The organism is Methylobacterium nigriterrae (assembly GCF_037106235.1).
In the GTDB taxonomy this organism is placed as follows: Bacteria; Pseudomonadota; Alphaproteobacteria; order Rhizobiales; family Beijerinckiaceae; genus Methylobacterium; species Methylobacterium nigriterrae.
In genome coordinates this window covers 21,341-43,989 of the sequence record NZ_JBAWTG010000030.1, presented here as the reverse complement: position 1 = coordinate 43,989, position 22,649 = coordinate 21,341, and the positions used below count along the sequence as shown (strand labels likewise).

General features: G+C 70.3%; 24 protein-coding genes. 16 read left to right on the top strand and 8 right to left on the bottom strand.

Going from position 1 to position 22,649, the window contains the following annotated elements:
* Nucleotides 1-25: 25 nt before the first annotated feature.
* From WDW90_RS17000 to WDW90_RS16980, 5 genes are all read left to right on the top strand, one after another.
* Nucleotides 26-625, top strand: coding sequence for a L,D-transpeptidase (locus WDW90_RS17000; protein ID WP_336488590.1), 600 nt, complete (start codon nucleotides 26-28; stop codon nucleotides 623-625).
* A gap of 175 nt (nucleotides 626-800) precedes the next feature.
* Nucleotides 801-1,238 carry a hypothetical protein gene (locus tag WDW90_RS16995; protein WP_336488588.1) on the top strand — a complete coding sequence of 146 codons (438 nt, stop codon included), beginning with the start codon at nucleotides 801-803 and terminating at the stop codon, nucleotides 1,236-1,238.
* A 172-nt stretch (nucleotides 1,239-1,410) separates the two neighbouring features.
* Entirely contained in the window at nucleotides 1,411-2,772 is a 1,362-nt protein-coding gene (locus WDW90_RS16990; protein WP_336488587.1) for a GGDEF domain-containing protein, read from the top strand.
* Nucleotides 2,773-2,932: 160 nt separating this feature from the next.
* Nucleotides 2,933-4,936: an acetyl-CoA carboxylase biotin carboxylase subunit gene (locus WDW90_RS16985; RefSeq protein ID WP_336488586.1), complete on the top strand. Its 2,004-nt coding sequence runs from the start codon at nucleotides 2,933-2,935 to the stop codon at nucleotides 4,934-4,936.
* Nucleotides 4,937-4,952: 16 nt separating this feature from the next.
* Nucleotides 4,953-5,381, top strand: a complete 429-nt coding sequence (locus WDW90_RS16980; RefSeq protein ID WP_336488585.1) for a gamma-glutamylcyclotransferase family protein — start codon at nucleotides 4,953-4,955, stop codon at nucleotides 5,379-5,381.
* A 14-nt stretch (nucleotides 5,382-5,395) separates the two neighbouring features.
* Here the strand turns inward: WDW90_RS16980 and WDW90_RS16975 are convergent, their stop codons facing one another.
* A complete protein-coding gene (locus WDW90_RS16975; protein ID WP_336488584.1) occupies nucleotides 5,396-7,408 on the bottom strand; it encodes a TonB-dependent receptor family protein in 2,013 nt (670 codons plus the stop codon).
* 327 nt (nucleotides 7,409-7,735) lie between these two features.
* Between WDW90_RS16975 and WDW90_RS16970 the strand changes: the two genes are divergently transcribed.
* From WDW90_RS16970 to WDW90_RS16955, 4 genes are all read left to right on the top strand, one after another.
* Nucleotides 7,736-8,857 (top strand): PepSY-associated TM helix domain-containing protein, encoded by a 1,122-nt coding sequence (locus tag WDW90_RS16970; RefSeq protein ID WP_336488583.1) that lies wholly within the window; start codon nucleotides 7,736-7,738, stop codon nucleotides 8,855-8,857.
* 136 nt (nucleotides 8,858-8,993) lie between these two features.
* A complete protein-coding gene (locus WDW90_RS16965) occupies nucleotides 8,994-9,278 on the top strand; it encodes an acylphosphatase (RefSeq protein ID WP_336488582.1) in 285 nt (94 codons plus the stop codon).
* Between the two features lie 106 nt (nucleotides 9,279-9,384).
* On the top strand, nucleotides 9,385-10,119 hold the full coding sequence (locus WDW90_RS16960) for a DUF599 domain-containing protein (RefSeq protein WP_336488581.1): 735 nt from the start codon (nucleotides 9,385-9,387) through the stop codon (nucleotides 10,117-10,119).
* Entirely contained in the window at nucleotides 10,116-10,436 is a 321-nt protein-coding gene (locus tag WDW90_RS16955) for a DUF3253 domain-containing protein (RefSeq protein WP_336488580.1), read from the top strand. Before WDW90_RS16960 ends, WDW90_RS16955 begins: the two co-directional genes overlap by 4 nt.
* Here WDW90_RS16955 and WDW90_RS16950 read toward each other — a convergent pair.
* From WDW90_RS16950 to epmA, 6 genes are all read right to left on the bottom strand, one after another.
* Complete coding sequence (locus WDW90_RS16950; protein ID WP_336488579.1) at nucleotides 10,373-11,200, bottom strand: YdcF family protein; 828 nt, start codon at nucleotides 11,198-11,200, stop codon at nucleotides 10,373-10,375. The genes WDW90_RS16955 and WDW90_RS16950 overlap by 64 nt on opposite strands.
* A 35-nt stretch (nucleotides 11,201-11,235) precedes the next feature.
* Nucleotides 11,236-11,898, bottom strand: coding sequence for an RraA family protein (locus WDW90_RS16945; RefSeq protein WP_336488578.1), 663 nt, complete (start codon nucleotides 11,896-11,898; stop codon nucleotides 11,236-11,238).
* A 100-nt stretch (nucleotides 11,899-11,998) separates the two neighbouring features.
* Nucleotides 11,999-12,619 carry a glutathione S-transferase family protein gene (locus tag WDW90_RS16940; RefSeq protein ID WP_336488609.1) on the bottom strand — a complete coding sequence of 207 codons (621 nt, stop codon included), beginning with the start codon at nucleotides 12,617-12,619 and terminating at the stop codon, nucleotides 11,999-12,001.
* A gap of 121 nt (nucleotides 12,620-12,740) precedes the next feature.
* Nucleotides 12,741-13,481 (bottom strand): aquaporin Z, encoded by a 741-nt coding sequence (gene aqpZ / locus WDW90_RS16935; protein WP_336488577.1) that lies wholly within the window; start codon nucleotides 13,479-13,481, stop codon nucleotides 12,741-12,743.
* A gap of 248 nt (nucleotides 13,482-13,729) precedes the next feature.
* Entirely contained in the window at nucleotides 13,730-14,785 is a 1,056-nt protein-coding gene (locus WDW90_RS16930; protein ID WP_336488576.1) for a lysine-2,3-aminomutase-like protein, read from the bottom strand.
* Nucleotides 14,782-15,834 carry an EF-P lysine aminoacylase EpmA gene (epmA, locus tag WDW90_RS16925; RefSeq protein ID WP_336488575.1) on the bottom strand — a complete coding sequence of 351 codons (1,053 nt, stop codon included), beginning with the start codon at nucleotides 15,832-15,834 and terminating at the stop codon, nucleotides 14,782-14,784. Before epmA ends, WDW90_RS16930 begins: the two co-directional genes overlap by 4 nt.
* Nucleotides 15,835-16,027: 193 nt before the next feature.
* On the opposite strand from epmA, the gene efp reads away from it, so the two are divergent.
* Nucleotides 16,028-16,594, top strand: a complete 567-nt coding sequence (gene efp, locus WDW90_RS16920; RefSeq protein WP_336488574.1) for an elongation factor P — start codon at nucleotides 16,028-16,030, stop codon at nucleotides 16,592-16,594.
* A 61-nt stretch (nucleotides 16,595-16,655) separates the two neighbouring features.
* Here efp and WDW90_RS16915 read toward each other — a convergent pair whose 3' ends face one another.
* On the bottom strand, nucleotides 16,656-17,636 hold the full coding sequence (locus tag WDW90_RS16915; protein WP_336488572.1) for a heparan-alpha-glucosaminide N-acetyltransferase: 981 nt from the start codon (nucleotides 17,634-17,636) through the stop codon (nucleotides 16,656-16,658).
* Nucleotides 17,637-17,961: 325 nt separating this feature from the next.
* Here WDW90_RS16915 and WDW90_RS16910 point away from each other — a divergent pair, with 325 nt between their 5' ends.
* From WDW90_RS16910 to WDW90_RS16885, 6 genes are all read left to right on the top strand, one after another.
* Complete coding sequence (locus WDW90_RS16910; protein WP_336488571.1) at nucleotides 17,962-18,567, top strand: cold-shock protein; 606 nt, start codon at nucleotides 17,962-17,964, stop codon at nucleotides 18,565-18,567.
* Complete coding sequence (locus WDW90_RS16905; protein WP_431311057.1) at nucleotides 18,567-19,076, top strand: DUF192 domain-containing protein; 510 nt, start codon at nucleotides 18,567-18,569, stop codon at nucleotides 19,074-19,076. Before WDW90_RS16910 ends, WDW90_RS16905 begins: the two co-directional genes overlap by 1 nt.
* Before the next feature lie 147 nt (nucleotides 19,077-19,223).
* Nucleotides 19,224-19,679 carry a hypothetical protein gene (locus WDW90_RS16900; RefSeq protein WP_336488570.1) on the top strand — a complete coding sequence of 152 codons (456 nt, stop codon included), beginning with the start codon at nucleotides 19,224-19,226 and terminating at the stop codon, nucleotides 19,677-19,679.
* A 162-nt stretch (nucleotides 19,680-19,841) separates the two neighbouring features.
* Nucleotides 19,842-20,633, top strand: a complete 792-nt coding sequence (locus WDW90_RS16895) for a dienelactone hydrolase family protein (protein ID WP_431311056.1) — start codon at nucleotides 19,842-19,844, stop codon at nucleotides 20,631-20,633.
* Nucleotides 20,634-20,795: 162 nt separating this feature from the next.
* A complete protein-coding gene (locus WDW90_RS16890; protein ID WP_336488569.1) occupies nucleotides 20,796-21,248 on the top strand; it encodes a response regulator in 453 nt (150 codons plus the stop codon).
* 175 nt (nucleotides 21,249-21,423) lie between these two features.
* Nucleotides 21,424-22,620: a lipase family protein gene (locus WDW90_RS16885; RefSeq protein ID WP_336488568.1), complete on the top strand. Its 1,197-nt coding sequence runs from the start codon at nucleotides 21,424-21,426 to the stop codon at nucleotides 22,618-22,620.
* Nucleotides 22,621-22,649: the final 29 nt, after the last annotated feature.

Genomic DNA, 22,649 nt, shown 5'->3' with positions numbered 1-22,649 from the left:
ATCGGGGCCGGGACTTCGCACCGCCATGCCACTCTCGAATTCCGTGCGCGCCGCCCTCGTCGGTGGTCTCCTGGCCGTCGCCGTGACAGGCTGCAGCTACAAGTCCGTACCCGATCCGACCCTCTCGTCACGGGACGCGGCCTTCATGGCGCTGGTGCCGGAGGCCGAATTCGACCCGCATTTCGCGCGCTACCTTGTGGACGACCCGACCAGGGAGGCGCCGGGCACCGTCGTAGTCGACACCAAGGCGCGCCAGCTCTACCTCGTCGAGCCCGGCGGCAAGGCGCTCCGCTACGGCGTCACCGTGGGCGACGAGGCCTATGGCTGGACCGGCACCGCCACCGTCGCCCGCAAGGCGGAATGGCCGGCCTGGAATCCGCCCGCCGAGATGGTGCGGCGCTGGCCGCACGTCCACGCGATGGAGGGCGGGCCCGCAAACCCGCTCGGCGCCCGCGCCCTCTACCTGTCGGACCGAGGCCGCGACACGCTCTACCGCATCCACGGCACCAACGAGCCCGAGAAGATCGGGCAAGCGGTGTCTTCGGGCTGCATCCGCCTGCGCAACATCGACGTCGTGGATCTGTTCAACCGCGTGCCCGTCGGCGCGCGGGTGATCGTGCGCTGATGCCCCCTTCGGGCTCCGGACCGCAAGAATCTCGAAACGCTGCTTCGTGAGCGGGCTTTAACCTGAACGCCAGTTCAGATTTGGCCGTTAACCGTGCAGTCGATGCCGTCCCGCATAGTCGAATACGCACAGGGACAAAGACCGGCACAAACAAAGGCCGGGGAGGCATCAAGACATGATCAACTCTTCTATGCAGAACTTCTGTGACCGTGTCGTCGGCGCCGGCCGCATCACCGCTGCCGACGTCAGGATCCTCGGGCGCGATCTCCTGCCCGAGGGGATCACGTCGCGCGACGAGGCCGACATGCTGATCGCCCTCGATCGGGCGGTCGGCCAGGCCGACGCCGCCTTCGCGGATTTCCTCGTGGCCGCGACCGTCGATTTCGCCGTGTGGGGCGAGCGGCCTTCCGGAACAATCGACCGCGAGGTCGCGCGCTGGCTCGCCGCCTCGATCGGGAACGGCCGCGGCCCGACCGCGACCGGCGCGCGCATCGCCTTCGAGATCGTCCGCGAGGCGCAGACCTGCGACGAGTCGCTGGTCGCCTTCGCACTCGTGGCCAATCGCAAGACGGTCGACGCGCAGGCCGCCCATGGCCTCAGGAAAGCTGCTTGAGCGCAGAAGCAGTTGCCGATCTCGCGATTGGAGAGCTCATTGAACACAATTCGACAAATCTGATCGCCAAAAATTCGCAAAAAGAGCAGTAATATATCTCCATTTCTGTATTCGTCTTAACGAAATGCTGGGGTCGGGGCGCTAACTTCCCGACATGACGGCGAATTCCGGAATGGACGGTCAGCATGCGCCCGGGACGGGCAGGGCCCGCGGCCGCGCGGGCACCCCCTCGATGCGCTATGCGATGATCGATGCCCTCGACGATGCCGGCCGCATCGCGCTTCTCACCGAGATCGAGCGCACGCTGGCGGGCCGCATCCGGGATATCCGCCTCACCGGCCGGCTCCGCGAGATCTACCGTGCCGCGAGTTGGCGGCAGCGAAGCCGGACGATCCGCTTCTGGCTGATCTGGGTCACAATCTTCGGCATCGTGACCTGCTCGCTCGACTACGTCATGCAGCCTGCCCTCATCGGGGTCTCGGTGATGATGCGGGCGATCTTCATCCCGATCGTCTACGGCTCGCTGATCTGGCTGTGGTCGCGGCCGCGGGCAGCCTGGATCGAGGGCGTCAGCCTGCTCATCACGGTCGCCGTGATGATGATCGTCGCCGAAGTGCTCGGGGCCGCGGGCGGAGGAGCCATCCACGAGCGCTATCTGACCGCGGGCCTGTTCGCGACCGCGACCGCGACCATCGTCTTTCCGCTGAGCCGGGCCTGGTCGATTGCCGGAGCGGCGGTCGTGGTCGCCCTCTATCTCGGCTTCGGGCTGATGAACCCCGACGTCGAGAGGAAGGTGCCGGTCCTCCTGACCATCTTCTTCACCTTCGTGATCGGGTGCCTCGTGCCCGCGCGCCATGTGATGAATGTCGTGCTGGAGCACGCCTTCGTCCTGAGCCTGCGGACCCGGCTCCAGGCCGACGAGCTCGCCGTCGCCAATGCCCGGCTCGCCGTCCTGGCCGCCACGGACGGGCTGACCGGGCTCGCCAATCGGCGAGCCGTCGAAGCGCGCCTCGCCGAAGCCTGGGCGGAGCAAGCGAAGACCGGCGGGCAGGTCGGCGGTGCCCTCCTCGACATCGACCATTTCAAGCGCTTCAACGACAGCGCCGGCCACACGGCGGGCGACCGCTGCCTGATCGCCGTGGCGGCGGCGATCCAGGCGGCCATGCCGCCGGGGGCTTTCGCCGGCCGCTACGGCGGCGAGGAGTTCATCGCTATCCTGCCCGCGGCCGACGCTGCGAGCCTTTGGACGCTCGGCGAACGCATCCGGACGGCGGTCGCCGACCTCTCCCTCGTCCATCCGGGCTTCGACGACGGGCGCCGCGTCAGCGTCAGCGTCGGTCTCGCGCTCGCCGCTGCTCAGGCCGGAGCCGACCGCGCGACGGATCCGATGGATGCGCTCCTGCAGCGGGCCGACAGGGCGCTCTATGCAGCGAAGGCGGATGGACGCGACCGCGTCGTGGCGGACTGGGTCATGAACCTGCCCGGTGAGGCGAAGCCGCGCCAAGTGGACACCGTTCAGGTCCGCGCCGCCTGAACTCTCAACTCCCGGGGCGCCCGCGAAAACCTTGCCGGCACAAAACCGGCTCGGCCCCGACCAAGGTCACCTTCCAGAACGCGCGCAAGTGCTTTAACGGGGGCGAAGCTTGAGTGCGCGCCTCGCGGCCGCACCACGTCCAAAGTGAATGCGGTATTCAATGTTCGAGAAAATCCTGATCGCGAACCGCGGCGAGATCGCCTGCCGCATAATCAAGACGGCCCGGCGCATGGGCATCAAGACGGTCGCGGTCTACTCGGACGCGGATCGGGACGCGGTGCACGTCGCCATGGCGGACGAGGCCGTGCATATCGGCCCGGCACCGGCCGCGCAGTCCTATCTCCTGATCGACCGGATCATCGACGCCTGCAAGCGGACCGGCGCCCAGGCCGTGCATCCGGGCTACGGCTTCCTCTCCGAGCGCGAGGCCTTCCCGAAGGCGCTCGCCGAGGCCGGCATCGTCTTCATCGGCCCGAACCCCGGCGCGATCGCCGCGATGGGCGACAAGATCGAGTCGAAGAAGGCGGCCTCCGCCGCGAAGGTCTCGACGGTGCCCGGATACCTCGGCGTGATCGAGTCGCCGGACCACGCCGTCAAGATCGCCGACGAGATCGGCTATCCCGTGATGATCAAGGCGTCCGCCGGCGGCGGCGGCAAGGGCATGCGCATCGCCCACTCGGCGGCGGAGGTGGCGGAGGGCTTCGCGCGGGCAAAGTCGGAGGCCGCCTCGTCCTTCGGCGACGACCGGGTGTTCGTGGAGAAGTTCATCACCGATCCGCGCCACATCGAGATCCAGGTGATCGGCGACAAGCACGGCAACGTCGTCTATCTCGGCGAGCGCGAGTGCTCGATCCAACGCCGCAACCAGAAGGTGATCGAGGAGGCTCCCTCGCCGCTCCTCGACGAGGCGACCCGGCGCAAGATGGGCGAGCAGGCCGTCTCGCTGGCGCGTGCCGTGAACTACGATTCGGCCGGCACCGTCGAGTTCGTGGCGGGCCAGGACAAGTCCTTCTACTTCCTCGAGATGAACACCCGCCTTCAGGTGGAGCACCCGGTCACCGAGATGATCACCGGGCTCGACCTCGTCGAGCTGATGATCCGGGTCGCGGCCGGGGAGAATCTGCCCCTGACGCAGGCCGACGTGAAGCTCGACGGCTGGGCGGTGGAGAGCCGCGTCTACGCCGAGGACCCGACCCGCAACTTCCTGCCCTCGATCGGGCGCCTCACCACCTACCAGCCGCCGGAGGAAGGCCGCCAGGGCACCGCGATCGTGCGCAACGACACGGGCGTGGAGGAGGGCGGCGAGATCGCGATCCACTACGACCCGATGATCGCCAAGCTCGTCACCTGGGCGCCGACGCGGTCCGAGGCGATCGAGGCGCAGGCCGAGGCCCTCGACGCCTTCGCGATCGACGGCATCCGGCACAACATCCCCTTCCTGGCCGCACTCATGGCGCATCCGCGCTGGCGCGAGGGGCGCCTGTCGACCGGCTTCATCGCGGAGGAATTCCCGGAGGGGTTCGTCGCCCCGGAGCCCAGGGGCGAGATTGCCCGCCGGATGGCGGCGGCGGCGGCGGCGATCGATCACAAGCTCAACCAGCGCAAGCGCGGCATCTCGGGCCAGATGCGCGATCCGAGCCTCCTGCATTTCCAGCGCGACCGCATCGTGATCCTGGCCGGCGAAGCCTATCCGGTCACGGTCGATTCCGAGCTCGGGGACCTCGTCGTCACCGAGGCCGATGGCACGGCGCTCACCGTGGCGAGCGACTGGCGTCCCGGCCAGCCGGTCTGGACGGGCACGATCGGCTCGCAACGGGTAGCGATCCAGGTGCGCGGCCTCCTGAACGGCGTGGCGCTCCAGCACGCGGGCGCGGCGGCCGAAGCCCGGGTCTTCACCAAGCGGGAGGCGGAGCTCGCCGCGCTCATGCCCGTCAAGGAGCAGGCGGGATCCGGCAAGCAGGTGCTCTGCCCGATGCCGGGCCTCGTGAAGCAGATCATGGTGGCGGAGGGCCAGGAGGTGAAGACCGGCGAGCCGCTCGCCATCGTCGAGGCGATGAAGATGGAGAACGTGCTCCGCGCCGAGCGCGACGCCACGGTCTCCAAGATCCACGCCAAGGAGGGCGATAGCCTCGCGGTCGACGCCGTGATCCTGGAATTCGCCTGAGGGACAGGGCGGCCCCTTGCCGCTCTACTTCGCCTACGGCGCCAACATGGACGCCGCAGCGATGGCGCTGCGCTGCCCCGCCTCGCGGCTGGTGGGGCAGGGGCGGCTCAACCGGCACCGCTTCATCGTGATGCGGGAGGGCTACGCCTCGGTGGTGCGGGACCCGGCCCGCACCGTCTGGGGCGTGGTCTGGGACCTCGCGCTGGCCGACATCCCCGCCCTCGACCGCTACGAGGGCGTCGCGGGCGGCCTCTACGCCAAGGCGTCGCAGCCGATCGCGACCGAGGGCGGCGTCAAGCGGGCGCTGATCTATCTCGGCCGCTCGACCGCGCCGGGTGTGCCCCGGCCTGGCTACCTCGAGGCGGTGCTGCGGGCCGGCGAGGCGGCGCAACTGCCCGCCGCCTACCGCCGGGAAATGCGCGCGTGGCTGCGCGGACCGGGCTGATCCGCCGCACCCCGTCAGAAGCGCGTGCGCAGCTCCACGTACAGGGTGCGCGGCGGGCCCGCGAAGATCCCGCCATTGTCCTCCGCGCTGGCGCGGGTGAAGGTGCGCCTGTCGAAGACGTTCGCGACACCGAGGCTGAGGCGGGATTCGGGCGTGACCGCGTAGCTGGTGCGCGCGTTCCAGATCACCCATCCGGGGATGCGGCCGAAGCGCCCGTCCGCGGAAGGGATCGCGGTGTTGGCCTCGTCGGCGAACTGGTCCGACTGCGCGTAGCCGAACCAGTCGAAGCTCCAGGGGCCGGCGGCGTAGCTCGCCCCGACCGTCCCCGTGTGACGGGAGTAGAGGCGCAGGTCGTTGCCCGCGAAGGCTCCGTCCTGGATCGTCGCGCGGGTATAGGCGTAGGTGACGTAGGCGCCGAAGACCGAGAGCGCCGGGTCGAGGCTGGCGAAATCGTAGCGCAGGCCCGTCTCGACGCCGCGATGGAGCGTGCGCCCGACATTGACGAAGTCGCTGCGGATCGCGTCGAACTCGATCTGGTTGTCGAAGCTCAGGCGGTACCAGGCGATCTCGGCGGTGAGGCCGCCGAGCGTTGCGCGGGCGCCGATCTCCGCCGTCGTGGCGATCTCGGGGGCGAGCTTCTGATCGCTGCGGCTGAGCGGGAGTTGCGTGAAGTTGAGCGAGCCGAACGAGCGCCCGACATTGCCGTAGAGGAACAGGTCGGGGCTCGCCGCGTAGCCGACGCGCAGCGAGGGCAGCGGCACGGTGTAGTGCTCCTCCGCCCGGAAGCCGTTCAGGTTGTTGGCCCGCCCGATCGTGACATCCTCGACGCGGATGCCCGGCGTCACCGTCAGCGCGCCGAAGGTCAGCTCGTCGTCGAGGTAAAATGCGTGCGCGTCGGTCGAGCCGACCGAATCTCGGTTGGGCACGGGCCTGAACAGGAACGGGTCGGAGCCGGCGCGGAAGCTGCGCCGCAGCCGTCGTTCGTCCGCATCCTCGCGGACGTAGCGGTAGCCGATCGAGGTCTCCTGCAGGATGCCGAACAGGTCCGAGCGGACGCTGAAGCGCGGCTCGACGCCGAACGTGTTGTAGTTCCGCGGCGTGATGTCGAACTGCGTGGCGAGGCTGTCGCGGTTCCGGTTCGAGAGCGCGAAGGTGCGGTGGCTGCTGAGATCGAAGACGGTCGCCTCGAAGTACTTGGTGCCATCGAACTCGTTGACATAGCGGGCCACGCCCTCGATCCGGCTGCCGTCGTAGGATTGGTACGCGTTGGTCGAGCCGTAGGGGTTGCGCCGGTAGGCCGCCTGGTCGAGGGGGCCAGGCAGCTCAGCCGAGGCGTTGTAGCCGTGCACGCGCCCGTCGACGTAGCTCTCCGGCGTCAGCTGGACGCGGTACTTGAGCATCACGTCGTCGATGTCCTGGTTCGACCGCGGCCGGAAGGAGGGGCCGTGGTTGCCCGAGTAGAGCAGCGCGAGCCCGCTGCCCTCGCTGTTCGAGCCGCCGATCAAGATGTCCGACTGGCCGTTGAGGAATCCGCCGGCCTGGTCCGAGCCATTGAGATTGCCCCGCAGCCGCACCTGCCCGCCGAATTCCTTCGGGATCGGCCACGTGACGTAGTTGATGACGCCGCCGACGTTCTGCGGCCCGTAGCGCACGGCCGCGCCACCCTTGATCACGTCGATCCGCTCCAGCATGCCGAACGAGACCGGCGCCAGGGAGAGTTCGGGCTGCAGGTAGGGCGCGCTGGAGAGTGGCACGCCGTCGAGGAGGACGGTGGCGTAGCCGCCGAGCCGCGAGGCGAGCCCGCGGATGCCGACGCTCTGCGCGAAGTCGCCGCTGGCGGGCCCGTTCGGGACCGGCGTCTGCACGCCCGGGATCAGGCGCAGCGCGTCCATGATGGTCTGCGCGCCGGCGGCCTCGAGATCCGCCCGGGTCGCCTCGCCGCGGCTGCCGGCATAGACGCGCGCCGCCGCCGGGACGCGGACGGCGGCGAGCGGGCTCGCGGTCACGTCGAGCTCTTCCAGCGTCACGGATGTCTGCGCCGGACCTTCGACGCCCGGCGCGGCCCCGGCGGCCGAGCAAAAGGCGGCAAGCCACAGCAACGCGACGCACGCCGCGCGGTGAACATCGTCCAATTTTTGCATGATACAACTATAAATTTCAAAGTCTTGACGGAATTCATTTATTTCACCAACTTAGTCCTGATAGAAGCTGTATTTCTATTTTGCTTCATCTTTAGAAACGTTTCAAAAGATGCAAATATGCATGGTTGAAGTGAGATCCCTGATCAGCAATCACCCGTTGATTCGATGGCGGATCGCGCGCGCCGACGCGGATTCGCGGGCGGGAGCGGGCCGGTGACGGGGCGGGAATCGCTGCGGGGAGGGCTCCGCGCGGTCTGGAAGCGCCTGCACCGCTGGATCGGCCTCGGCGGGGGCGCGCTGCTGGTGCTGATCGGGCTGACGGGAAGCCTCAACGTCTTCTACCGGGAGATCGACGCGGCGCTGAACCCGACCCTCTACCGGCCGGCCTCGCCGGACCGGCGGATCGGGTTGTCGGAGGCGCTGCGCGCCGCCGTGCAGGTCGACCGCGAGCCCGTGAGCCAGATCGCGACGCCGGACGGCGTCTGGCCGGTCTGGGTGATCGTTCACGCGCACCCCGACGGGCGGCTCTGGACGACGATGATCGACCCGTCGGACGGCCGCGTGCTCGGCCGGCGGGATACGGGAACTGCTTTCGCCCACCTCGTCTACCGGCTGCACTACACGCTGCTGCTGCGCGACTGGTGGGGCAAGGAGGCGGTGGGCGTGGTCGGGATCGGGCTGCTGCTGTCAGCTTTGAGCGGCCTCTGGCTGTGGTGGCCGAAGCCGGGCCGGTTCCGGCGCTCCGTCACCCTGCGGCGCGGCGTATCGCGCCAGCGGTTCTGGCTCGATCTCCACGGAGCCGCGGGCTTCTGGGCCTGCGCCGTGCTCGTCGTCGTCGCCGTGACGGGGACCGGCCACGTCTTTCCCGGTCTGATGCGGCCGGTGGTCGGACTGTTCTCGCCGGTCGCGACCCTGCCCTCGCCGAGCCTGCCCGCCTCGGACGCCCCGCGCCTCGGTGCGGACGCGATCCTGGCGGCCGTCCGGGCGGCCTATCCCAAGGCGGCGGTCTCCCGCCTCAACCCGCCCTCCGGCAGCCGCAACACCTGGCGCGTCTTCCTGGCGCCCCCACGCGCCGACCCTGCCTTCCGCAGCGACGGGGTGCTGTGGCTCGATCCCTGGACCGGGCGCATCGTCGAGGACCGGAGCTGGAGCGCGATGTCGAACGGGACCCGCTACCAGACGCTTCAGATCTGGCTGCACAACGGATCCGTGGCCGGCCTGCCCGGGCGCCTCCTCGCGTTCGCGGCCGGCTTCGCGCCGCTCCTCCTGTTCGCCTCGGGCTTTACCATCTGGCGCTCCCGCCGGACGCGCCTGCGGGCCCTGGCGACGGCCTGACCGGGGCGCCCTCCGCCGGGTGAGCCGCGCGGACGGCATTCTCTCGACGACGTTCTCTTCGGTGCGCTCGCGTGGTACCTCACCGGCCGCCAGAGCCGGGCTCCCCCGCGGGGCCCGCGCAACCCGGGAGCCGCGCTTGAGCGAGACCAGAACCGTCGACGCCGTGATCACCGGCCGCGTCCAGGGCGTCGGCTACCGCGCCTGGACGCAGCACCAGGCACAGCTGCACGGGCTGACGGGCCACGTGCGCAACCGCGACGACGGGGCGGTCGCCGCCACCTTCTCGGGGCCGGCCGAGGCGGTGAGCGTCATGCTGAAGGCCTGCGAGGCGGGGCCGCGCGGGGCGCGGGTCGAGGCCGTCGCGGTGACGGACCGGCCCGGACCCGAGACCTTCCCGGCTTTCGAGATCCGCGGAACCTGAGGCGGCCCGCATCCGCCCTCCCGGCCCCTCGGCCGCGTCGCGCCCCTCGACAGGGGACACCCCGCCGGGCTAGCGAGCGGCGCCCCTCAGCCCGACACCGCATCGCATGACCAGCCTCACCACGGACACGGCCTTCTCGCATCGCGATCTCGCGGCCCTGATCTTCTTCGTCGTCGCCTGGATCGGCTACGGCCTCTCGGTCGGGCGCATGCGCGGCAGGCTCGTGAGCCTCAGCCAGATCATGAACGGCCAGCGCGAGGTCTGGGCGCGGCAGATGCTCGTGCGCGAGAATCGGGTGGTGGACACCACCATCAACGCCTCGCTGCAGAACGGCACGGCCTTCTTCGCCTCGACCTCGCTGATCGCGCTCGGCGGCGTACTCACGCTCTCGCGCTCGGGCGACGAGGTGCTGACCCTGTTCGGCACGCTGCCCTTCGGAGCCGTCACGACCCGGGCGACCTGGGAGATCAAGGTGGCGGGGCTCGCGGTCGTCTTCGTCTACGCCTTCTTCAAGTTCGCCTGGGCCTACCGGCTGTTCAACTACGGTGCCATCCTGATCGGCGCGGTCCCGCCGAAGGGGAGCGGCGTGTCCGAGGCCGAGATGCAGCGCGCCGCGCGGCGCGCCGCCGCCATGAACATCGCCGCCGGCAGCCACTTCGCGCGCGGGCAGCGGGCCTTCTTCTTCGCGCTCGCCTATCTCGGCTGGTTCGTGAGCCCGCTCATCCTGATGCTGACGACGACAGCGGTGGTGCTGGTGATGTGGCGGCGCCAATTCGTGTCCGAGATCCGCGGCGCGCTGCTGACGGACGATGTCGATGCCGTGAAGGACGAGACACCATGATCGACGCGAAGCCGGCCCGGACGAGCGAGGCCGAGATCGCCGAGACGCTGCTGCGCCTCGTCGCCGAGCGCGGCGCGGGCAAGACGGTCTGCCCGTCCGAAGTGGCGCGCGCCCTCGGCGGGCCGCACCCGGACGGCTGGGGCCCCCTGATGCAGCCGGTGCGGCGGGTCGCGGTGCGGCTCACCAAGGCCGGGCAGGTCGCGATCCTGCGCAAGGGCCGGCCCGTGCCCGACCCGGACGATTTCCGCGGAATCTATCGGCTCGCGCTGCCCGAGGGCGGTGCAGGCGAGGGGGCCGGGAACAAGGCGTCCGAGTAGCCGGCGAGCCGGTAGGCCGCGAGCCCGACCCATTCCTTGCCGGCAAGGTCGAGCTGCAGCAGGCCGTCCGAGGCGAAATTCGAGAATCGCGCGACGTCCTTGTAGCCGCGCGTGCGGTAATCGACCGGATAGGCCGTGACGTTGAAGCCCGCCTGCCGGAAGCAGCCGATCGAGCGGGGCATGTGCCAGGCGGAGGTGACGAGCAGCCAGCGCTGGTTCGGCTGGGGCTTGACGAGGCCAGCCGTGAACGTCGCGTTCTCGCGGGTGTTGCGCGAGCGGTTCTCGAGGATCAGCCGCGTGCGGGGCAGGCCGAGCGTGTCGCTCATCCGGCCGACGATGTCGGCCTCGGCGGTCGGGTCGCGCAGGCTGCCGCTGCCGCCCGAGAAGACGAGGCGCGCATCCGGGTAGCGGCGACCAAGGTCGGCCAGGTAGATCGGCCGCTCGCCGGCATCGTTGACGACGATCTGCTGGCGATCCTGCGAGAGCCCCGATTCGATCCCGCCCCCGAGCACGATGATGCCGGCGATCGGCGCTCCGTCCTCGGTGAATTTCGGGAAACGCTCCTCGAGCGGCGCCAGCGACAGGTAGGGGAGGGGCGAGAGGCCGCCGACGAGTAGCCCGCCGAGCCCCAGCCAGGCGAGCCCGAGGCCGATCCGGCGCCCGCGCTTCATCGCGACGAGGAGGCAGCCGGCGAGCCCGAGCAGGATCAGCAGGTTCGACGGGGTGATCAGGAAGAAGATCACCTTCGAGAGCGGGAAGAACATGGAGCGGACGGCGCCTCGGAGCGGGGAGGACGCCGTTAGGCCGGCTTGGTCTCGGCCTCGAACCGGGCGAGCGCCGCCGCATCCGGCGGCAGTAGGCCCTCGAGGCTCGCGCCCTTCTCGACCTCGCGCTGAATCCAGAGATCGAGGCGCTGCTGCTCGACCGCCTCGAGCGCCACCGCCTCGGCGATGGCGGCCGGGATCGCCACGACGCCCTCGGCATCGCCCACCACGATGTCGCCCGGATGGACCGCGCCGCCCCCGCAAGCGATCGGCTCCCCGGCGCCGACGAGCACGAGCCCGCTCCCGGCGCCCGCGCCTTCGGGCTGGCCGGACCACACCGGGAGGCCTGTCCCAGGCGGACAGGCGGCATCGGTGATGAGACCGGCCGCGCCGCGCTGGGCGAGGCGGACGGCGAGTACCGCACCGAAGGGCAGGGTCTCGCCTGCGCCGCCGGCATCCGCCACCACGACGGCGCCTTCCGGCACCCCGTCGAGGGTCTGGCTGAGCGATAGCCCCGCCTCGCCGCGGGCGCGGATCAGCCGCAGCGTGTGGGCCGGTCCGACCGCGCCGCGCGATCCCGAGTGCGCACGCAGCCCGCGCAGCGCGCAGGCCGTGAGGCCGCGCCGGGCGAGTACCCGCCCGAGGCTCGCCGTTGACACGGCTGAGAGCGCGTCCCGCAGGGTGGCGTCGATGGGCATGCTGGGGCTCCGCTGGAACTGGACCCGTCCGGGTCTCAGCCAAGGTGTGTCGCGAGCCGCGCCCGACAAGGCGCGGCATGACGGGCAACGGACGGCGTCCTCAGCTCAGCGCCTGGCGCATCACGCAGGCCGCGGCCGGCCGGGCGGCGATCGCCGCGTACCAGCGCTCCAGCGCGGGCCGCCGGATCCGGGGCAGGGGCAGGTGCAGCCAGCGATGGGCGGCGCAGCCGAGCGCGAGGTCGGCGATGCTGAAGCGCGTGCCGACCACGAAGCCGCGGTCGTGCAGGTGGCGGTCGAGCGTCTCGGCGTGCCGCTCCGTCGCGGACAGCGAAGCCGCGATGGCGGCCTCGTCGCGCCGGGTCTCCTCGACCCGGATCCGCTGCCAGAAGGCGTCGCGCATGGCCGGCGTGAAGCTCGTCGCCTGCCAGTCGAGCCACTGGTCGATCCAGGCCCGCTCGTGGGCGTCCTCCGGCAGGGCGAGGGGACCTCCGTTGCGCCGCGCGAGGTAGCGCAGGATCGCGTTCGACTCCCAGAGCACGAACGCATCCTCCTGCAGGGTCGGCACGAGTCCGTTGGGGTTCATGGCCCGATAGGCTGCATCCCCGACGACGCCGTGCGCGCCCCCGGCCTCGATCCGCTCGTAGGGGAGGCCGAGCTCGTCCAGGCCCCACAGCACCTTCTGCACGTTGATGGAATTCGCCCGGCCCCAGAGCCTGCGCATGGTCACGGTCCTCCGTCCGCGGCACCAGGGTCGCGGACGGGGATTGTCGCGGGAACCGGGCGCCGGGTTCGGGCCCAGTCCTACCCGGCCCGCGCCCCGGAGCAACCCGCGACGCGATTTCTCACGCGACGGCCTGCTTCTCCACCACCACGGTGTCGACGATGTCGACGGGCTCGTACAGCCAGCGCGCCGCGAAACCCGCCAGGATCGCGCCCGCGATCGGCGCCAGCCAGAACAGCCAGAGCTGCGCGATGTAGGCGCCGCCCGCGAACAGGGCCGGTCCGGTCGATCGGGCCGGGTTGACCGACGTGTTGGTGACCGGGATCGAGATCAGGTGGATCAGCACCAGGGCGAAGCCGATGGGGATGCCGGCAAATCCCACCGCAGCGCCCTTCGAGGTCGTCCCGATGATGATGAACAGGAAGAAGAACGTCGCCAGGACCTCGGTGATCACGCAGGAGACGACCCCATACTTGCCGGGGCTGAGGTCGCCGTACCCGTTCGAGGCGAAGCCGTTCGGCACCCAGCCGGCCTTGCCGGAGGCGATGACGAAGAGCACGCCCGCGGCCACGACGGCGCCCACCACCTGACTGACGACATAGGGCAGGACATGGTGATTGGCGCATCGACCCGCCGACCATAGCCCCAGGGTGACGGCGGGGTTGAAATGCCCGCCCGAGATATGGCCAACCGCGTAGGCCATGGTGAGCACGGTGAGCCCGAACGCGAAGGCAACGCCGAGGAAGCCGATGCCGAGTTCGGGATAGGCGGCCGAGAGGACGGCCGCGCCGCAGCCGCCGAAGGTGAGCCAGAAGGTGCCGAAGAACTCCGCGGAAACGCGGCGCATCATGTCGTCGTTCATGATCCTGCTCCATGCTTGCGCAGGCGTGATGACCGTCGGGACGCTGGGCTGACCGGCTCGGCGGGCGCGAGCCGATGGGATGCGTGGGATGGCTCTGACACCGGCGCTGATGGTCTCAGGCGATACGCCCGCCGCCGCCGGACGGCTTTAGCAAAACCTTAAGGCCGGCCGCTCGGTCGAGAAGCGTACGAGATGGCATCCAGTAAAGCGAAGTCAAGCAAAAGTAATCTGGCCGGCTGCGATCTGCCTCAAGATTGCCGGTTATTCTTCGGCGGGTAGGCGTGCTCGATCCCCGACGGATCGGTGACGACGGTCCCGTCGGCGCCCTCCCGCAGGTAGTCCGGCCCCACCGGTACCTTGCCGTGGCCGCCCGGGATGTCGAGGACATAGGTCGGCTGGGCGAGGCCGGAGAGACGGCCGCGCAGGTCCCGCATCAGGGCCTGTCCGTCCGGCAGGCTCGTGCGCAGATGCGACGTGCCCGGAGCGAGGTCGCCGTGGTGGAGGTAGTAGGGCTTGACGCGGTTCTCCACGAAGGCGCGCATCAGCCGCTCGAGCGTCGCCGCGTCGTCGTTCACCCCGCGCAGCAGCACCGACTGGCTCACCAGCGGGATGCCGGCATCGACCAGGCGGGCGATCGCCGCCACGGCGGCCGGCGTGAACTCGCGGGGGTGGTTGGCGTGGAGCGCCACGAAGACGGCGCGCCCGAAGGCCTTCAAGGCCCGGACGAGGTCGTCCCCGATCTGGGCCGGGCTCACGAGGGGCACGCGCGTGTGGACGCGCAGCACACGGACATGCGCGATCCGGGCGAGTACCTCCGCGATGGCGCGCAGGCGCCGCGGCGACAGGGCAAACGGGTCGCCGCCCGTCAGCACCACCTCCCAGATCTCGTCATGCGCGGCGATGTAGCCGAGCGCCGCCGCGAGTTCGGCCTCGCTCAAGGCCCCGAGTCCGTCGGGCCCGACCACCTCGCGCCGGAAACAGAAGCGGCAGTAGACCGGGCAGATATGGAGCGGCTTGAGGAGCACCCGATCGGGATAGCGGTGGACGATCCCGGGCAGCGGCGCATGCGCGGCGTCGCCGATCGGGTCCGCCAGTTCCTCGGAGCGCGTCTCCAGCTCCTCGGTGCGCGGCACGAACTGGCGGGCGATCGGGTCGAGCGGGTCGTCGCGCTCGATTAGTTCGGCCATGTCGGGCGTCACTGAGACGGCGTAGCGGGCGGCGACTGCCACCAAGGCCGGCAGATCCTCGGGCTCGACGAGGCCGGAGGCCACGAGGTCGACCGGGTTGCGGAGCGGAGGGCTCATCGCGCGCCTCCCGCAACCGGCGTCCAGATCACGTCGTCGATCCGGGCAGCGCCGCAGGCCAGCATCACGAGGCGGTCGAATCCGAGCGCGATGCCGCTCGCGTCCGGCATTGCGGCGAGGGCATCGAGAAAGTCCTCGTCGATCGGGTAGGCCTCGCCATAGATGCGCAGGCGCTCGGCCATCTCGGCCTCGAAGCGGCGGCGCTGCTCGCCCGCATCCGTCAGCTCACCGAAGGCGTTGGCGAGCTCGACCCCGCAGGCGTAGAGCTCGAAGCGCTCGGCCACGCGCGGGTCGCGGGGGCTCGGCCGGGCGAGCGCGGCCTCGCTCACCGGATACTCGCACAGGATCGTCGGGCGCCCCTGCCCAAGATGCGGCTCGATGCGGGCGACGAGCACGCGGCTGAAGAGGTCCGCCCAGGTATCGTCGGCGGCCACCCGCAGGCCGGCGCCTGCGACCGCGGCAGCGAGCGCGGGCCGGTCGGTCGCCCCGTCCTCCGCCACGGTCGCCAGAAGGTCGATGCCCGCATGCCGCGCGAAGCCTTCCGCCAAGGTCAGGCGCTCGAACGGTGCGTGCGGGTCGCAGGCCCGGTCGCGATACGTGAAGCGGTCCGTGCCGGCGGTCTCGGCGGCGAGCCGGAGCAGGTCGGCGCAATCGGCCATCAGGATCTCGTAGGGCTCGCCCGCCCGGTACCATTCGAGCATCGTGAACTCGGGATGGTGGAGAGCACCGCGCTCGCGGTTTCGGAACACGCGGGCCAAGCAGAAGAGGCGCGGCTCGCCGGCCGCCAGAAGCTTCTTGCAGGCGAATTCCGGCGAGGTGTGCAGGTAGAGCGGCCGGCGCGCCCCGTCCGGGCCGATGGCCTCGGTGGCGAAGGCCGAGAGATGCGTCTCGTTGCCCGGCGAGACCTGGAGGGCAGCTGCCTCCACCTCGACGAAGCCGAGGCCGTCGAAATGGGCCCGCAGCCGCGCGGCGATGCGGTTGCGCAGGATCAGGCGTGGCCGCCGATCGGCGTGGAGATCGGGCGCCCACCAGGCGGAGGCGGGTCGCATCACGGCCGAACCGGCGCGGCGGGTCCGATTTTCCGGAAGTCCGGGCGAGAAACCATGGGACGCGACAGGCCTATTTCCCCGGCGACTGGCAACCGGGCCACGGATGGGATAGTGGCGGGGCTAAGACGTCGCTCCCGCGGGACACCGCGATGGGGGACGCGGCCCCATTTTGTCAACGTTAGGACCTGACCCCGTGAAGGTGATCGCCTCTACGCTCCGCAAGGGCAACGTCGTCGAGAAGGACGGCAAGCTCTACGTCATCCTGTTCGCCGAGAACATCCACCCCGGCAAGGGCACGCCCGTGACGCAACTCGACATGCGCCGCATCACGGACGGAGTGAAGGTGTCCGAGCGTTACCGCACGACGGAGCAGGTGGAGCGCGCCTTCGTGGAGGATCGCGAGCACACCTTCCTGTACAACGACGGCGAGGGGTATCACTTCATGAACCCCGAGAGCTACGAGCAGGTGGCGGTGCCCGAGGATGTCGTCGGCGACGCGGCTCCCTACCTTCAGGAAGGCATGGCCGTGATGCTGTCGACCCACAACGGCACGCCGCTGACGATCGAGCTGCCCCAGCGCGTGGTGCTCGAGGTGACCGAGACCGAGCCGGTGCTGAAGGGGCAGACCGCCTCGTCCTCCTACAAGCCGGCCATGCTCTCGAACGGCGTTCGTACGGCCGTGCCGCCCCACGTCGCGGCGGGCACCCGCGTCGTCATCATGACGGCGGACGGCTCCTACGTGGAGCGCGCCAAGGACTGAACCGGGCCCGGATCGGACGCGCGGCATCGACGGACCGGGCCCGCCGCCCGGCCTTGTCCGTTCAGGGCGGCGGCGCCGTGCCTTCAGCCGCCTCGTAGCAGGCTTGCGAGAGGGATTGCGCGCGCAGGCGTTCGGCCGGCGTGAAGTCGCGCCCTGCGAGCGCCCAGAGAGTCTCGCGCCGCAGGGCATTGGCGGTGCACCGGGCCGCGACGCGGCAGGCCGAGCGCTCGCCGCCCGTGCGGGTGCAGTTCTGCCCGTACTCGGCCATGAAGCTCCCCAGGCCGGCCCGCGGGCTCGGCCCGGCCAGCATCAGGAGGCCCGTCAGCAGGACGAGCAGGACCGGCTGATGCACGAGGTAGACGAGAAGGCTGTGCCGGCCGGCGAAGGCCGCCGCGCGCGCCGGGCGACTGGCCGGCCGCCACGCCCCGAGGCGCGAGCGGGCGAGGGTCGGCAGGCTCAGGCGGCCGAGAACGAGGCCTGCCAGCACGATGCCGAACCACGGGAAGAGCGGCACGTAATCGTTCGTCCGCGGCACGCCGGCACCGAGGCCGAGAAACGACAGGGCCGGCGCATCGAGGACCGGGTAGGCGACCACGTGGGGCGCCGCGATCACGAGCGCGGCCGCCAGCGCCGCGAGGCCGAGCGGCGCGAACAGGAATGGAAGCGCCAGCACGCTCGACACGGCGATACAGTGCAGGACGCCGAAGAAGATGAAGCTGTCGGGGAAAATTAGGTAGGTCGCCGCCGTGATGAGCGCTGCTGCGCCGCCGATGCGGACGAAGCGCGCGAGTGTCGGGCGCATCCGAAGGCCGCGGCCGTTCATCAGGACGAGGCCGATGCCGACGAGGACGAGGAACGCGCCAGCGATGAGGTGCGCGGCGGTCCGCCCCGGCAGCGTCAGGGCGTAGTTCTCTGGGCTCAGCCGCAGGTAACCGAGATCCCAGACGGCGTGGTAGGTGGCCATGGCCAGGAGCGCTCCGCCGCGGGCGGCGTCGATCGCCGCGAAGCGCGGCGCGGGAGAGGATTGCGGATGCTCCGGCATGGCCGCGGCCCTAGCATCCTTCCGCGCCGGGCGCGATTGCGCGACAGGATCGAGCGCCCCGAGAGACTCTCAGAAACGTGATTGCTCCCGATGGCGCCGCCGGGACACGGTGCGGCGATTCCGGTGAGAATCGCCAATCCACGAGTCGGATCACCATGTTGCCCGAACTAAGGGCTGCCACCGGCCCTGTGGCGCCAATGTCGGTCCGGGCGAAATTGCACGCCGGCGCGGCGATACTGCCAGTCAAACGGGCTTCCGCCGAGTCGGGACTTTGTTAATCTCGTTTGTGAACTGCGTGGTGCGATTCGGTGTGGGTTGCTTAAGCATGTCTGACGACTTCGGATCAGGGCCCGCGGGCCCACGTTCGGCAGACAGCTTGGCCAGCGCGCCGCGTGGCCCGGAGACGGACCGCCCCCTCGATCTCATCGAGATTTCCGGCCACATCAAGTGGTTCGACGTCTCGAAGGGCTTCGGATTCATCGTGCCCGACGACGGCAGCGCGGACGTGCTCCTGCACATCACCTGCCTGCGCCGGGAGGGGCACCATGGCGCCAGCGAGGGGGCGCGCATCGTGGTGGAAGCGGTCGAGCGCGCCCGTGGCTGGCAAGCGTTCCGCGTAGTGTCCCTCGACCAGTCGACGGCGACGCATCCATCCGAACTGCCGATGCCGCGCACCCACGTCAGCGTCACTCCGACGAGCGGGCTCGAGACCGCGGTGGTGAAGTGGTTCAACCGCCTGCGCGGCTTCGGCTTCCTGAGCCGCGGCGAGGGCACGCCGGACATCTTCGTTCACATGGAGACGCTACGCCGCTACGGTATCGCCGAGTTGAAACCCGGCGAGGCGGTGCTGGTGCGCTACGGTGACGGATCCAAGGGGGCCATGGCCGCCGAGGTCCGCCTGATCGACGGTGCGCTGCCCGCCTCCCATTGATGGTGCCGATTCCCGTGTTCCGTGTTCTCCGCCCCGCCGTCGACGTCTGCCTCGCGCTCGCCCTCCTCGCCGCCGTTCCGGCGCTGCCGGCCGCGGCTCAGGCCCCCGCCACGGCGCAGGATGCCGGCCCGACCGAACCCCTGACCATTCGCTCGAAGTCGGGTTCGCACGCCTTTGCGGTCGAGGTGATGCGCGACGATGCGAGCCGCGCCCGCGGCCTGATGTTCCGCCGCAGCATGGCACCCGACCATGGCATGCTGTTCGACTTCGGGCAGGTGCTGCCCGTGAACATGTGGATGAAGAACACCTATCTGCCCCTCGACATGGTGTTCATCCGCGCTGACGGCACGGTTGCCCGCGTCGCCGCCGACACCGAGCCGCTCTCGACCAAGGTGATCTCCTCCGGCGAGCCTATCCTGTCGGTGCTCGAGCTCAATGCTGGCACTGCGGCCAAGTTCGGCATCCGGGCCGGCGACCGCGTCGAGCATTCGCTGTTCAAGCCCCACTGAGGTCGCGGCAGCACCCGGTGCAAACGCGAACGCACCGTGAACACAGCGCTTGACCCCTGTTCCGTTTCGGGCCAGTGTTCCTCTATTGTTCTAGCCGACGCGGGCGCTGACATCGCTTTCGGCCGGCAAGCCTGAGGGGCTCCTGCGATGATGGACGGCGGCCAAGCCTTCGCGAACCCAGCCTTCTCGAACCAATCCTGCGCGGACGGCGCCATCCTCTTCCGAAACGACGATTGGCGCGTTCTCGGCGAGGGTCTCGAGCATCGCGGGACGGGCTACTTGATCCCCCGCGAGGCGATCGACCGACGCCGGCACGAGGGCCTGTGGGACTGGCCGCTGCACATGGCCGAGAAACGCTGGTGCACGCCGAGCCTGTTCCGCGAGGCGTTCCTGGTGGCCCTCGACCGCTTCGGCATCGCCCGTGACGGGCTCCTCGGCCCATCGTTCGCCCTCGGCTTCGGCATCCGGGCAGGGCAGGGCATTGAGGCAGCCGAGGGCGGCTTCGTCAGCCTCGGCGAGATCGTCCGGCCGAAGCCGGCTCGGGCAGCCTCTCGGCAGGCTGGTCCGCAGCGCCGCGGCGGATCCGTGCGCGCCAGGGCCTGATCCGGATTTGACTGCGCCGGCCCGACATGGTGCCATCCCGCGCGATGCGAACGGGAGGATACCATTCAGGACGACGCGCCGGGCTTCGACGCCGCCACGGAAGGTCTCGATGGGCTGATCACGCCGCCCCTGTCGCGGCGCGGCTTCGTGATGACGAGCCTGATGAGCGGGCTGACGCTCGCCACCACGCGGGTCGAGGCGCAGGTCGTGCATACCGACGCGACCGGCATTGAGGCCGGAGAGGTTAAGATCCCCGCCGGCGACGGGCTGATGCCGGGCTACCGGGCGATGCCGGTCGGGCCGGGCCCGTTCCCGATCATGCTGGTGATCGAGGAGATTTTCGGCGTCCACGACTACATCAAGGACGTCTGCCGGCGCCTCGCCAAGGCGGGCTACTGCGCCGTGGCGCCCGAACTCTACGCGCGCCAGGGCGATCTCTCGACCATGACGGACGTCCAGCAGATCCTGCGCGACGTCATCCTGAAGACGCCCGACGCCCAGTGGATCGCCGATCTCGACGTGGCCGCGGCCTGGGCCTCCTCCGCCTCGAAGGGCGACGCCGGACGGCTCGGCGTGATGGGCTGGTGCAGGGGCGGGCGCGGGGTCTGGCTCTACGCGGCGCATCGCCGCGACCTGAGGGCTGCGGTGGCCTGGTACGGCCCCCTCGGCGGAGAGCGCAGCGCGATTCAGCCGAAGACGTCGGGCGACGTCGCGGCCGAGATCCGCGCGCCGCTCCTCGCCCTCCACGGCGGCGCCGATACGGGCATCCCGGTGGCGAGCGTCGAGGAGGCGCGGGACAAGGCGACGGCGGCGGGCAGGACGGTCGAGCTCGTGATCTACCCCGAGGCGCCGCACGGCTTCCACGCCGATTACCGGCCGAGCTACCGCAAGGCTGCGGCCGAGGACGGCTGGGCGCGCGCACTCGCCTTCCTGAAGGCCAACGGCGCGGGATGATCCCGCACGGCTCTGTGCCCTGAGGGACACGCTTTCATCGCTCCGGATGTGCCAGGATACGCGGCAGGACTTGCCTCGGCGCGGGCCTGCTTTGTTACGGCGAAGATTCGATGAAACAAAACGACGGGCTCGCCGTTCAGCCCTCATAGAGTGCCCCGGACCATGAGCGAAGCGAACCTGTCGGGTAGGAAGCCGGTCATCCTCGTCGTGGAGGACCAACCCGACGAGCGTTTCCTCGCGGCCACGCTCCTGGAAGAGACCGGCTTCACCGTGATCGAGGCCGAGACGGCCGATCGGGCGCTCGCCATCCTGCAGGATCGTGCGGACGAGGTCAGTGTCGTGTTCTCCGACGTCCGCACGCCGGGCCCGATCGGCGGCTTCGAACTCGCCCGCATCATCGGCGTGACGTGGCCGCGCGTGCGCGTGCTGCTGACCTCGGGAGATGCCGGCGACCAGCCGAGCGACCTGCGCGTGTCCGCGACCTTCATCCCGAAGCCGTGGCGGGCCCAGGACATCCTGGCCTGGGTCGAGGCGGCGGCGGGCCGGCCGGACGGTGCCGGCCCATCCGTGATCGGCCCCGGCGGCAAGGTGATCTCGCGCGAGATGGAAACGTGAGGCGCGTCTCCCGTTGACGCGACCCGCCGGCGAGGGTCTGCCGGCGCCGATTCCGGGCTGAGCTCGGTGCGGCGATGGGCGGCCTCCGCCCCGCCGCGAGGCATCGCCAGGACAGGCAAATCTGCTATGTAGCGGCACCGATACCGTCGGTTACGCCCGTACGATCGAGCCCCTCATGCATCTGAAAGCCTGGCACGGCCATCTGGCCGGTGGATTCCTTGGACTCCTCTTCGGCCTTGCCCCGGCTCTGGGCGCCATGCCCCCGGCGCAACCGGCAGACGGGCCCGGCGGCGTCGGCGACCGCGCTGCGAGCGTGGTGAAGCGGGCAGTCGGGCGATCCGGCGCCTCGAGCTTCGTGTTCTACAAGTCGGGCGCCGCGCCGGCGGAGGGCCGCTCCGTCGTGGTGTTCCTGCACGGCTGGGGAGCGGTGAACCCGCAGGCCTACGGCGCCTGGATCGATCACCTTGCGCGCCAGGGGCACCTCGTCGTCTTTCCGCGCTTCCAGGAGCCCAACCGGACACGGCCCGCCGACGCGACCGCCAATGCCGAGCGCCTCCTCAAGGCGGCGCTCTCGGACCTCGCGGGCGACGCCGACGCGAGGCCGAATCTCGCGAAGGTCGCGCTGATCGGGCACCTCGCCGGCGCGCCGATCGCCGCGAACATCGCGGCCGATGCCAGGACGCAGGACCTACCGGTGCCGAAGCTGATCTTCGCGGTGATGCCCGGAGGCATCGCCAGCAACCCGAAGGCCCGCGGCATCGCCCTCGACGACCTCGCGGCGATCGCGCCCGAGACCCTGATCGTCACGGTGATCGGTGACAAGGATGCGCGTGCGGCCGACGCGGCGGCCCGCCGCCTGCTGCGCGAGGCGAGCGCGGTCGGGGCCGACCGCAAGCTCTTCGTGCGAGCGCTTTCCGACGATCACGGCTTCCCGGCGCTGACCGCGACGCTCGCCTCCCCGGCGGGGCTCGACGCGGGCTACGACGGCAGCGCCATCAAGATGCCGCCCGAGCCGCCCAGGGATCCGAAGCAGGTGGCCCCAGGCTTCAAGTGGACGCCCGACATGGCGCTTACGGGCGAGCAGCAGACCCTCGTGTCGCAGATCAACAACGCCCGCGCCGACAGCCTCGATTACCTCGCCTACTGGAAGACGTTCGACCTTGCCGCGGCCGCCGCCTTCTCGGGCGCCGACGCCACGTCTCTGAAGAACAACGCGCGCTTCAGCGACATGGAGCGCTGGAACGACGGCTGGCCGGTGAAGCGCCTCGCCGTCGAGACGCCGCGTCCGAGCCCGACGCACGCGCCGGCCGCGGCGCCCGCCGGCGGCGGCGCCCCGCCCGCGCGCAACGCCACCGCACCGCGCCGACCCTGAACACGCCCTCCCGATCCGACACGCAGGCC